Origin of the sequence: Streptomyces sp. MNU76 (genome assembly GCF_020982545.1) — a bacterium.
In the GTDB taxonomy this organism is placed as follows: domain Bacteria; phylum Actinomycetota; class Actinomycetes; order Streptomycetales; family Streptomycetaceae; genus Streptomyces.
The window spans coordinates 496,506-510,103 of record NZ_JAJKLK010000024.1; the positions used below are offsets into that span (position 1 = coordinate 496,506).

Sequence of the window (13,598 nt, forward strand, 5' to 3'; positions counted from 1 at the left end):
CCTGGAGCGTCCTTGTCGCTGGTGGCCGCGCAGGCCAGGCCGCGACGGGTTCGTCGGACTGATGGGAGATTCTGACATTCGGTCGGGATTCCTGAAGGTTCGCTGATATCTTCGGCGCACTGTCGCTCCTGGTGAAGTGAGGTATCTGTGGCGCTAGCGACGGTGCGCTCGCTGGGTTCGCCGCGAAGCCTGCGCACGGAGCAGGAGTACGAGGACTACGAGCAAGAGCTCGTGGACCAGTACCTGCTGGCGTCCGTCGGCGCCGGGGTCGAGGACGTCACGATCGCGGGCGACCGGGCGGTGCTCTTCGAGCTGATCCGGTTCGTGGGTCGTCCGGTCTGGACCGTGCAGCCAGACGACGCGGACCGGTTCCTTGTGCATCAGCGCAAGGTCCGGGACCTGGCGAAGGGCACCGTTCACAAGAAGGCGGGCTCGATCGCCCAGTTCTTCGACTTCCTCATCGCTCGCTACCAAGGCGATGTGCATGCGCTGACCGGACACGTGCTGGTCCAGCCGATCGACGAGTTCAACCGCCCGGCCAAGGCCGACTACGGTTCGCCGCGCATTCCGCCGTCTTCCTCGGAGGTCGGCGACCTGTTCTCGGCCTGGCGGACGTCGCTGCCGTCGGCACGCAAGTACCTGCCGGCCGCCCGGGACTACTTCGCCGCGTCGCTGTGGCGGCGCGCCGGGCTGCGGATCGGCGAGACCAGGATGCTCGACATCCGCGACTGGCGGCCCGACCTGGGCGAGTACGGCAAGATGCACGTTCGGCACGGCAAGGGGAGCCGCGGCCGCGGCCCCAAGGCCCGGCTCGTCCCGGCGATCAACTCGGTGGACGCGCTGGTGAACTGGTGGTTCACCGACGTACGCCACCAGTTCGGCGACGACTACATGGACCCCGACGCTCCGCTGCTGCCCAGTGAGCGCCGTGACCCGCACACCGGCTGGTGCCGCCGCGTGGGCGACGACGCTCTTCGCTCCGGGCTGGCCAAAGCCGTTGGGCTGTACCTGCCGTCCTGGTCCGGCCGCCTCACACCGCACGGGCTGCGACACTTCTGCGCGTCCGAGTACTACGCCCAGGGGCTGGACCTGAAGGCGATCCAGGAGCTCCTCGGACACGAGTGGCTGTCCACTACGACCCGTTATGTCCATGTCCACGACGACCACATCGAACACACCTGGGCTGCGGCGAATGAACGGGTCGCCGCCCGGCTCGGGGCGAGCGACGGGAAGTGACACGGTGCGCTGGAACCTGCGGATGACGGCCGCGGAGCAAGGCATCTGGAAGTCCACCGAGATGCGCCGCCGCCTGGCGGAGGCCGGGCTGGAGATCAGCGCGGGGAAAATGTCCGCGCTATGGACCGGCACCCCGACCACCGTGCGCCTGGACGACCTGGACATCATCTGCGCCGTCCTGGGCTGCACCACCGGCGACCTGCTGATCCACGAGCCTGAGGCCGCCGCGGCCCGCCGCCCGATCAAGCCGACCGAGGCAGAGGCCGGCGGGGCTGGCACGGTCACACCCCGGCTCGGACGCAACCGCACACTGCCACCGGCGTGACCGCTCCACGAACGTGCCCGACGTGCGGGCTGCGGCCAGTCGCTCACGCCAAGGCCAAGTACTGCTACAACTGCCGCACGCGCGGCTCGCACACGCCACCGCCGTGCCGCCGCTGCGGCTCGCCGGACTACTACACAGCCGGACTGTGCCGCCGCTGCCACAAAGGTGCACCGCCGCTGCCTGATTCGTGCCAACGGTGCGACGCCTGGGGCCTGTTCAAGTCCACCGGCGGCATCTGTGCTGCCTGCCACGACTGGGCCCGGCGTCACCCCGGCGAAGCCGAGTGCACCTCCTGCACACGTATCACGTCGCTCAACACGGAAGGCGAGTGTCGCCTGTGCTGGCGCCGGAGCCGGTCCTGGGCACGTGACCCGTCCGACCCCGACCGTCTCGAAGCCGTCAACGACGGTCACCAGCTCTTCTTCAGTGGCATGGAACACCGCTTGGCACTGATGGTGCCACCCCACCGCCGCCCGCCGCCCCGGCGCTTCCGAACCCGCCGCACCCGCTCGCGCAGACGGCCCGTTCTGCGACCGATCACCGCTGCCGCCCACCGACAACTCGTGCTGTTCGACGCCCGCCGCGACTACGCGCGCATGCGCACCCTGACGGTTCCCGAACCCGTACTGCCCGAACTGCTGGAGTCCCTCGAAGCCAGCTGCCTGCAACTCGGCGAACAGCGTGGCTGGACCCGCGACGCAACCGGCGCAGTCAACCGCGCACTCAAGCTCCTGCTCGCCACCCAGGACACCCCAGGAGCACCGATCGAAGCCAGCACCGTGGCCATGCTCCGCGAGCTCGCCCTCCCGGTCCAACCGACCATCGACGTCTTGGACCACGCCGACTTCCTGACGGACAACCGCACCCCGGCCGTCATCACTTGGGTCGAACGGAAGACCGCTCACCTGCCTGCGAAGATACGCGGCGAGATCTGCACATGGGCCGAGATCATGCTGCACGGCAGCACCATCACGCCACGGCGCCACCCGCGTTCCCACCGTACGATCCGCAACCACCTCTACGCAGCACTGCCCGCGCTCAACTCCTGGGCGCGGACCCGGGACTCGTTTCGCGAAGTCACCCGCGACGACGTGCTTGCCGTTCTTCCCTCCGGCGGGACCGACCGCAGCGAGATGCTCTCCGGCCTGCGATCGATCTTCCAAGTCCTTCACGGCCGCAGACTCGTGTTCACCAACCCGACCACGCGGATGAAGGTCGGCATGCCCGAAACCCGCACGCCGGTGTCGCTGGACGTCCCAGTGCTGAGGAGCCTCATCGACACCCCGAATCCAACCCGAGCCGCCTGCGGATACCTCCTGATCTTCCATGGACTGCGGCCCCAGCAACTTCGAACCCTGCACGTCACTGACATCGTCGACGGCCGGCTCCACATCGAGGGCAGGAAGGTCCTCCTCGCCCCGCAAGCACGAGCCGCCCTCAACGGCTACCTCGCCCACCGGGAGCGGCAGTGGCCCAACAGCGGCAACCCGCACCTGTTCATCAACCTTGCGACGGCCGGGCGCCTGACGCCCGTGACCGGCAAGTGGATCAACACCGTACTCGGCGTCCCCGCCCAGGCCCTGCGCGAAGACCGCATCCTCGACGAAGCGCACGCCAGCGACGGCGACGCCCGTCGCCTTGCGGATCTCTTCGGCCTTACGGTCAATGCCGCTCAGCGCTACACGGCCACAGTCGACCATGTCAGCTTTGCCGAACACCATCGACGACAAGGACAGTCCACCGACTCGTGAGTCCACCGTTTACCTCGCGATTCCGGTTCGTGCCCTGGGCCGACCGGCAGCCGGCCCAGGGCTCCGTCGTCAGCTGGTCTTCTTCGGCTTCGGGACGCGGCAGGGGCCAGGGCCTTCACAGCAGGCGGCCTCGCCGGGGTTGTCCCACTGACAGGTCGGGCAGCACCAGAGAACGCTGGCCGCGAACGCCGCCTCGCGGATTGCCTACTCCTGGCGGTCATCGGCGGCATCGAGCAGCTTGTTCAGCAGATCCCGCTTGGGAGTGCCCTCTGCACTGTCATCCAGCACCACGGCGTCTTCGACCTCCACGCGCAGCGGCACGGTGCCGTCGGGACGGACCAGCCGGTCTTCAGCGGAGTCGCGGTGCACGGAGACCCGAACGGCGCCGGCCTCGTGGTCGAGGTAGGCAAACACCAGGACGCCATCGACCTCGACGCACGGGAGGTCGTTGTCGTCGGTCTGCGCGGGGACCGCCGTGGCCGACGGCCCCCGTCCGTGCACCCCCTCCAGCACAGGCTTCGTTGGAGGCTCAGGAACGCAGATCAGTCATCCCACCACTTGCTGCCACCAGGCCCCGTCTTGTTGCCATTGGTGGCGCACTGCGTGATTCCGTCGACATTCACGCATACACGCATCCACTTCCCCTTGTGGTAAGCGAAGTAGGTCCGGTCGCGGTAGTACGGTCCGCACTGCGTCCACGACTTGCCCTGGTCGACGGAAATGTCCACCCACACTTTGTCGCCGGACTTGTACCCGGACGCGATGTTTCCCTGGCTGTAGTCGAAGATCGGCTCCGTGCGCAGTTGGAAGACCCGCCCGCGGAAGGAGGTGAGCCCGTTGTTGTAGGCGGGGGTGCCGGCACCCTTGTGAGTGACAGTGGGGTCCACCGAGCTCGTCGTATACCCACATGATTCCGCAGCGTGCGCGGCCTGGGCCGGTGCACTGACGAGGGCAGTGGCGCAGATCCCGACGACCAGACCGATCCGCTTGACATATCCCGACGTCTTCATGTTCCGGGTGACCTCCTATGTATAGGCATCCTCATGACACGGCTGGAAGATGCGGCGCCACCACCCGTCTTCAGCGGTCTCCGCGCCCCACCGTCCGGACGACCAGATCGTGACGTGGCAGGAATCGCCGCACAACAACGGAACGGGAAGTTGGAACGTCTGGAACGAAGTCCAGGTCCTGACCTGCGAAGTCCCGAGAGGCTGGAACGCCTGGGGCTGGTCACGGGGTACTGCTCTGCGTGCGTTGTTCCAGGAGGATCGGCTGCTCGGTGATCTGGACGGTGTCACCGGGCTGTACGGGTGTCGTCGTACCGTCGAGCCGGTGCACGAACCCAAGGCCAGGTTCGGCCGTGGTCACCGCGGTGCCGGAATCGGTCCAGCGGATAGTGGCCTCGTAACTGCGCTGAGGCTCCGTGACGGTGAACCTGCATTCCCACACGTTGTCGGCGAGGTTGACAGCCAGGCCGTGGCCGCAGGAGCGGATCCAGGCGTGAGCGAGCCATCGTTCCAGTTGCTCGACCGCCAGCGCTGCCTGTGTCGGGGCGCCGCCTTCGGCCTGCAGCACGATGGGGATCTTGGTGCCGCCCCAGTTGTAGAAGTACATACGTTGGAGATTGACCTTCCGTGCGTACAGCCCCACGAGGTAGAAGCGCACCGCGTAGTCGGCGGCGCGGCGGCGGTCCAGAGGGGCCTGGAGAGGGATCTCGTACATGGTTCCAGTGCTCCACAACGGCGGATGGACCCCGGCGTGGTGCAGTACGCGGTCGACGGTGCGGGTGAGCGCGAGCATGGTCTCCGGAGGATCGGAGGCAGTGCGCTGGTAGAGCTTGATGCCTGCGACATCGCAGTAGCGGTATCCGCCGAGTTCTGCGAAGCGCTCGAGGACGTGGAGGGCGTCCGGCTCCCACAGGCGACCCATGCCGGGACACACGACGGTGGCCTTCGGGTCGGCGGCCCGGATGGCGCGGCTGGCTCTGCGGGTCATCTCGACCAGCGTCTCCACGCTGCCGTTGTAGAACCGGGGATCGTTTGCCAGCACCCACAACTCGTACGCCTCGATACGCCCCTGATAGCGGTGCACGAGGGCACGCACGAAGGTGTCCCAGTCGGCGAGGCGGTCGGGCGGAGCGGCACGGGAGCCGTCGGCATACGGGCCGACCGGGCCGTTCGGACTGGCCCACGGCGGTGTGGCGCCCATGACGAACAACGCGGGCAGGCCGGCCCGTTCAGCCCCGCCGACCAGCCGGTCGAGCACGGACCAGTCGAACTCGCCGCGCTGAGGTTCGATGTCCGCCCAGCGGGTGCCGCTGTCCCAGAAGCGCACAGCACCGGTCCGGAACGACGGCATCGTGCCTGTGGTGCTGTTGATGGTGACGCCGAAGAGGGTGGACGGTATCCGGGCCGGGGAGCTGACCCAGGCGGGGCCGGATATCCACTGGGCCGGTTCCCGTGCCGAATTCCGGCGGAGAGCCGGGCCGCTGCTCGCCGCGGTCACGGCCACCAGGAGGGTCACCACCGAGGCCACGACAATGAACGAAAGCGAGCGTCTTCGCGGACCGCCATCGGGTCCGGCCGGGACGGATGGCGACAGGTCCTGGGGTGCGTCGGGAGCCGGGGAGCCGGGGCCGACAGTGGTGCGGATGCCGGACTGCTCGGGTTCCTCAAAGAACTCATCCGGGACCTCGGATGCGGCCATCCACAGTCGGTACAGCGTCGCCATCTCGGCCCTGTCGGCGTTGCACACTTTCGCGATGCGCTCGATCGTGGCGAAATCCGGCGGGACGATCTGTCCGGTGCAGTACCGGTACACGGTGGACTTGCTCGCACGAACGAGCTGGCCGATCCGCTGGTAGCTGTGGCCGCTGCGCTGCTTGAGGTCTTCGAGGAGGGCCCCGAGCCGCTTGCGATGCGATGCCTCAGCCATACACTCCCCCGGGTTTCCTGCGTCCAACCAGGTCAGATCAGTGCTGCCCTCCGGCGGCTTCTCGCATGGTACCCACCGCTGGCAAACGCCAGCGGTCGACGAATGCACAGAGTGCAGGAGATCCAGGAAGACGGCCCGAAGCGGACCGGCAGCGGGCCGTTGACCTGCACGAATCACGATGGAACTTCCTCATTGGGAAAGCGGTAGTCGAGCGGCACGATGCGGGTCCGGCCACGTCTGGCGATTTCCTCGGCGTGGAGGTCGTATCCCTCGTCCGGGCGCCCGTCGCGCTCGGGGCCGTAGTAGAGCCGCACAGTCTCGCGGTCGTCCGTGGGCGGCTGGTCGGGGACGCCCTCTTCACCAACGAGGTTGTCCCAGACCCCGCGTACGTACTCGGCGAGTTCGGCCAGCGCGGAGTCCTCGTCAACATGGAGCGCCATTTCATTCTCGTGGCGATCTCAGCGGCGCAGCACCCATGCCTGGCCCGCCGGGCGAGGACTGATGAAAGTCACCACCTCGGGGAAGGAAGGCTGCTGGTCAGCATGCTCGGCGAGCATGGCATCGCGTGCGCGGTCGAGGGTGTCCTGCTGGTGCTCGGAAAGATCGCTGGGGTCGATTTCCTCCCACAGCTCCACAGCCGTCTTCACGAGGCACTCGATGTCCAGCGGGTTGAAGCGTGCAGCAATCACAGGGTTCTCCTTGAACAGGGGTAGGGGGTTGTGGCTCAGCTCCAGCACTGACGATCGCCCCTGCTCATCGCGAGAAGAACGGCGTGGTCGTCAGGGTTCTCGGGTGGGCTGGGCCGGTGGGTGAAGGGGCTACAGGCGCCTGAGTGATCGGCGCCCAACTTGCAGTCGAACGGGACGGTCGCCGCGGCAGACGCGGGGACTCATGCCGGGCTCCAGAGGGAGCAACCTGGGATTCGTGAACCCGACGTTCTAGGCTGGCCGTTGCGCACCCCAGCACGCGGGTTCCGGCGGGTCAGTGCTTCAGAAATCGCGAACTGACGGGGGATTTGCTCAGGGCAGGGATCCGCCGGATGCGGATGCGGATGCGGATGCGGACGGGGGCGGGGGCGGAGGCGGAGGCGTCAGACCATTGCGAACTCGGCGACGTACTTGTTGAAGGGCTCGATGCCGACTTCTGCACGGAGTTCGTCCATGCGCTCGGGCTCTGTACAGGGCCAGGAAACCGGTGCCCCGTACTTCACGCCGGCGATCTGAGTGCCGTAGATCTGCTTGATCTACCGTCTGCGCAGGTGGCAGCGGTTGCGGTGGGAGGGATCGCCTGGTCACCGCCGAGATGGTCCGGGCGGGTGCGAGGGTGCCCGCGGCCCGCTCACGGCGGACGACGAGAGCCGCACGTGACAAGGTGCCGCGTCACTGCAGCAGCGTGCTGACCAAGGCGACGGCCACTCCCGTGAGCCCGATCAGGATCCCGGTGATCGTCCCACCAGAGGCCATCCGGTCCACCAACGCCTTCGTGGCCAGCGGCTGCAACAGCGCCCCCGCGGCCCCACCAGGGCACACAGCAGGCCGAGGGCGACGGCCCACCGATGGGGCCGGACATACGCGTACAGCGCCCTGACCGTGTCCCGGGCGGACAGGGACGTCTCGGGGGACTCCTCCGTCGTCGGAGCGGATGCGGTGTTCACAACATTCCTTCCTTCTGTGGTCCGCCCGGCACCCGCATGGACGGTGCCGGGCGGACCGGGCGTGATGGTGTGCCGCCTCAGCGGACGAGTCCGGCCGCGCTCGAGGAAAGGGCGCGCACCAACGCTTCGGCTGCCTCAGGGCGTACGACGACCAGGACGAGGGCGCCCGCAGCCAGCACCAGGCCGAGAAACGCCAGGAAATCGCCCCTGCGAGGGACCACGTCATGCCCCGGATCGTCGGCTGGTGAGGCGAGGGAGGTGCCGAGCTCCTTGTGCCGCGCACGGTGTGTCATGCCTCCACCCTGGAAGCCCGGCCGCCTCGCACCCATCCGGCAACCGTCGGGTCCACCCCCGCCGAGTGGCTGGACAAGACCACCGCACGGTCGCACCGGACCGGGTCAGGGACGGGTTCCGCCGGTCGGCAGGGCGGTACCCGCCGGTCGGCGGGGGCGTTACCGAGGCCTGCCGGATGGCCCGCCCCCTGAACTCCGCGCGAGGTTTGTCGTATGACACAGACACAGCCGCCGCAGGAGACGTCAGCCTTCCCGGAGAACTCACCTCCGCCGCCCCGAACCTCCTCCGAGTCCGCCGTGCCGGCCTCGGCCGGTTCCTCGATGGGACGCCTCGTCGGGGTGGACCTGGCCCGCGCGCTGGCGGTGTTCGGCATGTACATCGTGCACATCGGCCCCCCGCTGTCCGCCACGACCGGCGTGGCGAGCTGGATCCGCTACATGGCGGACGGCCACTCGTCGGTCCTGTTCGCCACTCTCGCCGGATTCTCGCTGATGCTGCTCGCCGGCCGCCGCGAGCCGAAGACGGGCCTGGCGGGCCGCCAGGCGAGGGCCCGGATCGCGATCCGGGCCGTGGTCCTGCTGGCACTGGGCACCGTGCTGGCGATGGAGTACGGGGGAGTGATCATCCTCGGCTTCTACGGGGTCTACTTCCTCCTCGCCTTGCCCCTGGTGCGACTGCGTGCCAGGACCCTCGCGATCATCGCGGCCGCGTGCGCCCTCGTCACACCGCAGTTGGCGTTCCTCCTGAACTCGCTGCTGACGTCCTCGGTCCAGGAGAGCATCAACGCCTACGACCCGCTCCGCCGCCTCAGCGAGGTGGGAGTGCTCGACCTGCTGCTCACCGGCTTCTACCCGGCGCTCACCTGGATGTCGTTCGTGATCGCGGGCATGGCCCTGGGCCGCCTCGACCTGTCCTCCCACGCCGTCCAGAAGCGGCTGGCCGCGCTCGGCGCCTCCCTGACCGCGGCCGCGTACGGCATGTCCCTGCTGCTCGCCGGATCGGGCGCGTTGAGGAGCATGGCGGAAGACGGGTCGTCGTCCGGCAGCTCCGGTTCGATGCCCCCCGCCGGCGGTTCGATGCCCCCGGACGGGGGGTCGTTCCCCGATATGCCGGCGTCGACGCTGCTGACGGCCGGGCCGCACAGCGGGACCACGTTCGACATCATCGGCAGCGTGGGCGTCGCGATCCTCGTGATCGTGGGCGCGACCGTGCTGATGGACCGCCTGCCTCGACTGCGCCGTCTGGCGAAGCCGGTCATCGCCGTGGGCACCATGTCCCTGACCGCCTACGTCGGCCACTTCCTCGGCCAGTCCGCGCTGTCCGTGCCCGCCGGGACCGGCTCCCAGCAGTCATGGGTGCCGCTGATCATGTTCGTCCTCGGGGCGATCGTGTTCGCCGCGATCTGGTCCCGCTTCTTCCGCCGAGGCCCCCTGGAATACCTCCTCAACGCCGCCACCAAGCCGGCGAAGCACATCCGCTGAGACCCGGCCGGGGTGGGACGCCCCCTCGCTCCACCTCGGCACCGAGATGCCCGGGCAATTCGTCAACCCCTTCCCGGACTCCGACTCCGAGCCCCGGTCCGCCCTCGACAGGACGGCACCGCGGGCCCGGAAAAGCGCCGCACCGACATGGAGCCCTCGGGCTGACGCCATGAAGTCCGCGGCCGCCGCCGTACCCGGGTGGTTCACCGCGATGCCGTGCCGGTCGTACGGGACGTACGGTGCTTGCCCATTTCGCCCATCTGACCGGGGGCGTGAGTGCCTCCTGCGTGGCCTTGTACAGTGCGGGCCCTCTTGTGTGCGCAGGAGAGCGGAGCGCCTTCGGTCACAGTCGTGGTGGGGTCATGACGAAATGGGCTTCGACTTGGGCGGTGACGATCTGTCGTGCGGGCTGCAGGTGTATGGCGTCTGGCGGTTCGGCGCCGTCGAGGCCCTCGGTGTCGACAGCGCCGTACGGGCAGTGATCGGCTGACACCGGGGCGTCGAGGCTGCTGTGCCGGCGCACCGCCGGGCGGCGAGCGTGCGGGTCCGGTTGCTGACGACGACACCGCCGTGGTCTCGACCGGGATCTCGGACTTCGGCACCGGCGGGGCGACCATGGTGGGGATCTCCGGCGCCGACGCCCTGGGGATCCCGTTGACGCGCGTGACGGCTGAGATCGGCGACACCCTGCTGCCGCAGGGTGCGCCCGCCGCCGGGTCCAGCGCCACGCACGCCACCGTGCCGTTGATCGTGAACGCCGCGCGCGACGCGATCAACGAGCTCAAGCGGCTCGCCGTCACCGACGACAGGTCGTCGTGGCACGGCGCGAGCGCCGACGACCTGCGCTACGAGCGCGGCATCCTGCACGGCCAGGGCCGGTCGATGACCTTCGGCCGCCTGCTGGCCATTGTCGACTCACCAGGCATCACCGCCCTCGCCGAGTCGTCCGGCGACGCCGACCCGCGGTACGTGCACCACAGCTTCGGCGCTCACTTCTGCGAGGTGCGGGTCAACCGGTTCACCGGCGAGACCCGCGTCACCCGGTTCGCCACCGTCGCGGACGTCGGCCGCGTCATCAACTCCCGCGCCGCCCGGAGCCAGCTCGTCGGCGGCGTCATCTTCGGCATCGGGCACGCCCTGCTGGAGGAGAACCCGTTGGAGCTCGACACCGGGCGCCTGGCGTCCAGCACGCTGGCCGACTATCTCGTGCCCGTGAACGCCGATGTCCCCGACATCGACGTGCACCTGCTCGGCCGGCCCGACCCTGTCCTCACCGGTCCGCTGGGCGACGGCAGCGAGGACGTCGGGACCAGGAGCCTCGGCGCCCGCGGTCTCGGGGAGATCGGCACGGTGGGCTCGGCGGCCGCGATCGGGAACGCCGTCCACAACGCCACCGGGATCCGGGTGCGCAACGTGCCCATCACCCTCGACAAGCTGATCGAGCACCTGTGATCGGTGAACGCTCGTCCACGCCGAGACCACGCCTCATTGGGTCTCGGGAGAGCCGATCAACCAGGCAGTCCCGCCGCTACTGGTGGTACGTGGGCCATCTGCTGGGCCTCGACGAGCAGTTCTTCCTCGACATCGAGGACCATGCGCACGCCGGTGGGCTGCTCGACCTGCCGGACTCGACTACGGCCCCGCCGGACGCGAGCAGCCGCGCTCTCGGCGGGGCCCTGTTCGACGCTTCCACGGCGTCCCTCTCAGACGCCACCGATAGCCGTCTTCGTCAGCTGCTCGGAGACGTCCCAGACGCGTGCGGCTTCGTCCGTGCTGCGCAGTCGCGAGTAGAGCTTCTGCTCGGCGGGAGGCCCCCCGACGCGTCCAGGCCACCGCGGACCGTAGAAACCTCCGGGCTTGGCGTCGGGGTCCGTGGCGGCCATGAGTGCGGGCAGCTTTGCCGTTTCGACCGTCCCGATCAGGATGCCCTTTCCGGACAGGAGGCGGATCACCCTTCGGCCCGCCACTTCCTTGTCGCGGCCCAGTTCGGGACGCGCCGCGAGCAGGTTGGTCGGAGCGAGTCCCGGCTGTGAGAGGTTGCTGGTGATGCCCCATCCGCCCGCGTGGCTGCGTCGGTCGAGTTCCAGACCGAACAGACCGAATGCGATCTTTGACTGGCTGTAGGCGCGCGAACCGACGTAGCCGCGTTCCCAGTTCAGGTCGTCCCAGTTGATGGAGTTCTGATTGGCGGCGATGCTCACCTGCGAGGTGACCCGCGCTCGGCCGGCCCGCAGCAGCGGCATCAAGTGCGCAACGAGCGCGAAGTGACCCAGATGGTTCGTGCCGAACTGCAGCTCGAACCCGTCGGCTGTCGTCTGTCGGTCCGGTGGGGTCATGACGCCCGCGTTGTTGATCAGGAGATGAATCGGTCGTCCCTCTTCGCGCAACCTGTCACCGAGTGCGGCAACGGACGTGAGCGACGACAGGTCGAGGTTTCGCAGGGAGACCTTCGCGACGGGCACGGAAGCCCGGATCGCAGCGATCGCGGTCTCCCCCTTGCGCAGGTTGCGCACGGGCATGATCACTTCTGCACCTGCCTGCGCGAGGCGTGCGGCTATCCCCAGCCCCATGCCGTCGCTGGCGCCGGTTACGACAGTGCGCTTTCCCGACAGGTCGGGGATGGTGATGTCGATGGGTGTGCGTGACATGGGCCCACTCCTAGAGGTCAGGTCGTCGGTCCAACTGTCGTGGAAGTGGACAGCGTTATTCAGGGCCTGACGATCCGCCCTTATGTGGGCCGGCCCGGACGGTCCACGCGGACCCGTGGCGCCGGATGTTCCTCGTCGGCCCGTGCGACCTCTGCCTGGGGGCGTGGTTCGTGGTCGAACTGTCAGCCGCGCCGGACCGCTCCGAGCTGGGTGCGGTGCAGGTCCGGCGCGGTGAATCGCTGCGCCACCGTGCGCAGGACGCGGGCCATTGCCTGGGCGGGTGGGTGGCGGGGCGTGCCGCGGCGCGTGCGAGGAGGATGCGGCGGGTGGGGCCGGGACGTCGGAGGCGAGCGGCAGGAGGCGTACGTCGCTGCGTCGGCTGGTGAGGGCCAGGCGGGGTGCGAGCGCGATACCGAGACCGGCGGCGACCATGGCCTGTGCCTCCTGGTAGTCGTGCGACGAGTAGGCGATGCGCGGCTCGAACCCCGCCTGGCGGCAGCTTCGGCGCAGAACGTCGGCGACGGGGTGGTTGTCGGCGCGGATGATCCACTCCTGGTCGGCGAGGTCGCCGAGGCGCACGGACGGATGTGTGCGCAGGGGCGAGTCGGTGGGGACGACCAGCACCGTGGGGTCGTCCAGGAGGTGGGTGAGGGTGAGCGCCGGATCGTCGAGGCGGTTCCATTCGTAGTCCCAGAGCAAGCTCTGCTCCACCTCGCCGGTGTGCAGCATCTCCCTGAGCCCCGCAAGGACTCCGGCGCGCACCTCGATGCGGATTCCTGTGTGGCGGCGGCGGAAGCGGGTGAGCGCGAGCGGCAGCAGGGACGCACTCGCCGTGGGGAAGGAGCCGAGTCGCAACGTGCCCTGGTCGAGGGCCCTGAACGAGTCCAAGTCGGCTTGCGCTGCGCGCAGTTCACGGCGGATGGCCTGACCGCGTTCGGCCAGCGCGGCACCCGCCGGGGTGGGGCGGATACCACGTGGCAGCCGCTCGATGAGGGGCTGCCCTGCTTCCTGCTCCAGCAGGGACATCTGTTGGGAGGCGGCGGAGGTGGTCATGCCGAGGGCTTGCGCCGCGGCAGTGAGTGAACCGCGTTCGGTGGCCTCGGTGAGCAGCAACAGACGGCGCACGTTGAGCATGCAGACGACTTTAGCTCAGCTAAACCCAGGTGAAGCGAACTGCGATTGTTCCGAAGTCATGCCTCTGCGAAGGTCTCCGCAATCGCCGAGCGGTCACCGGCCCGCGATGCGCCCGTAACCGCTGCCTCGGCGCTTCTCCCT

At 68.7% G+C, this 13,598-nt stretch carries 12 protein-coding genes and 2 pseudogenes; 5 read left to right on the forward strand and 9 right to left on the reverse strand.

Annotation, left to right across the window (positions count from 1 at the left end; genetic code table 11):
• Positions 1-147 precede the first annotated feature (147 nt).
• From E4N62_RS40475 to E4N62_RS40485, 3 genes are all read left to right on the forward strand, one after another.
• Positions 148-1,236, forward strand: coding sequence for a site-specific integrase (locus tag E4N62_RS40475; RefSeq protein WP_230222774.1), 1,089 nt, complete (start codon positions 148-150; stop codon positions 1,234-1,236).
• A 4-nt stretch (positions 1,237-1,240) separates the two neighbouring features.
• Positions 1,241-1,561: a helix-turn-helix transcriptional regulator gene (locus tag E4N62_RS40480; RefSeq protein ID WP_230222776.1), complete on the forward strand. Its 321-nt coding sequence runs from the start codon at positions 1,241-1,243 to the stop codon at positions 1,559-1,561.
• Between the two features lie 563 nt (positions 1,562-2,124).
• The gene (locus tag E4N62_RS40485) at positions 2,125-3,312 is read left to right on the forward strand and encodes a hypothetical protein (protein WP_230222778.1); all 1,188 of its coding nucleotides are present in this window, start codon (positions 2,125-2,127) and stop codon (positions 3,310-3,312) included.
• Between the two features lie 204 nt (positions 3,313-3,516).
• Here the strand turns inward: E4N62_RS40485 and E4N62_RS40490 are convergent, their stop codons facing one another.
• From E4N62_RS40490 to E4N62_RS40520, 7 genes and pseudogenes are all read right to left on the reverse strand, one after another.
• Complete coding sequence (locus tag E4N62_RS40490; RefSeq protein ID WP_230222780.1) at positions 3,517-3,825, reverse strand: hypothetical protein; 309 nt, start codon at positions 3,823-3,825, stop codon at positions 3,517-3,519.
• Positions 3,826-3,854: 29 nt separating this feature from the next.
• Positions 3,855-4,322, reverse strand: coding sequence for a hypothetical protein (locus E4N62_RS40495; protein ID WP_230222782.1), 468 nt, complete (start codon positions 4,320-4,322; stop codon positions 3,855-3,857).
• 220 nt (positions 4,323-4,542) lie between these two features.
• Positions 4,543-6,273 carry a helix-turn-helix transcriptional regulator gene (locus E4N62_RS40500; RefSeq protein ID WP_230222784.1) on the reverse strand — a complete coding sequence of 577 codons (1,731 nt, stop codon included), beginning with the start codon at positions 6,271-6,273 and terminating at the stop codon, positions 4,543-4,545.
• A 146-nt stretch (positions 6,274-6,419) separates the two neighbouring features.
• On the reverse strand, positions 6,420-6,686 hold the full coding sequence (locus E4N62_RS40505; protein WP_230222786.1) for a hypothetical protein: 267 nt from the start codon (positions 6,684-6,686) through the stop codon (positions 6,420-6,422).
• Between the two features lie 18 nt (positions 6,687-6,704).
• A complete protein-coding gene (locus E4N62_RS40510; RefSeq protein ID WP_230222788.1) occupies positions 6,705-6,983 on the reverse strand; it encodes a hypothetical protein in 279 nt (92 codons plus the stop codon).
• Between the two features lie 669 nt (positions 6,984-7,652).
• Positions 7,653-7,900: pseudogene (locus E4N62_RS40515) on the reverse strand (ABC transporter ATP-binding protein); the annotation flags it as partial.
• Between the two features lie 77 nt (positions 7,901-7,977).
• On the reverse strand, positions 7,978-8,193 hold the full coding sequence (locus E4N62_RS40520) for a hypothetical protein (protein WP_230222790.1): 216 nt from the start codon (positions 8,191-8,193) through the stop codon (positions 7,978-7,980).
• Between the two features lie 213 nt (positions 8,194-8,406).
• Here E4N62_RS40520 and E4N62_RS40525 point away from each other — a divergent pair, with 213 nt between their 5' ends.
• Both E4N62_RS40525 and E4N62_RS40530 read left to right on the forward strand, forming a co-directional pair.
• Positions 8,407-9,675 (forward strand): DUF418 domain-containing protein, encoded by a 1,269-nt coding sequence (locus tag E4N62_RS40525; protein WP_230222792.1) that lies wholly within the window; start codon positions 8,407-8,409, stop codon positions 9,673-9,675.
• 486 nt (positions 9,676-10,161) lie between these two features.
• Positions 10,162-11,127 (forward strand): xanthine dehydrogenase family protein molybdopterin-binding subunit, encoded by a 966-nt coding sequence (locus tag E4N62_RS40530; RefSeq protein WP_268270397.1) that lies wholly within the window; start codon positions 10,162-10,164, stop codon positions 11,125-11,127.
• A 251-nt stretch (positions 11,128-11,378) separates the two neighbouring features.
• On the opposite strand, the gene E4N62_RS40535 is transcribed toward E4N62_RS40530, so the two are convergent.
• Together E4N62_RS40535 and E4N62_RS40540 are read right to left on the reverse strand one after the other, a co-directional pair.
• Positions 11,379-12,323: an SDR family oxidoreductase gene (locus E4N62_RS40535; protein WP_230222897.1), complete on the reverse strand. Its 945-nt coding sequence runs from the start codon at positions 12,321-12,323 to the stop codon at positions 11,379-11,381.
• Positions 12,324-12,701: 378 nt separating this feature from the next.
• Positions 12,702-13,457, reverse strand: a pseudogene (locus tag E4N62_RS40540) (LysR family transcriptional regulator); the annotation flags it as partial.
• Positions 13,458-13,598 lie beyond the last annotated feature (141 nt).

Excerpts from the sequence above, each read along its gene's own strand:
- E4N62_RS40495 (WP_230222782.1), bottom strand. The coding sequence starts at position 4,322 with ATGAAGACGTCGGGATATGTCAAGCGGATCGGTCTGGTCGTCGGGATC.
- E4N62_RS40505 (WP_230222786.1), bottom strand. The coding sequence starts at position 6,686 with ATGGCGCTCCATGTTGACGAGGACTCCGCGCTGGCCGAACTCGCCGAG.
- E4N62_RS40520 (WP_230222790.1), bottom strand. The coding sequence starts at position 8,193 with ATGACACACCGTGCGCGGCACAAGGAGCTCGGCACCTCCCTCGCCTCA.
- E4N62_RS40525 (WP_230222792.1), top strand. The coding sequence starts at position 8,407 with ATGACACAGACACAGCCGCCGCAGGAGACGTCAGCCTTCCCGGAGAAC.
- E4N62_RS40535 (WP_230222897.1), bottom strand. The coding sequence starts at position 12,323 with ATGTCACGCACACCCATCGACATCACCATCCCCGACCTGTCGGGAAAG.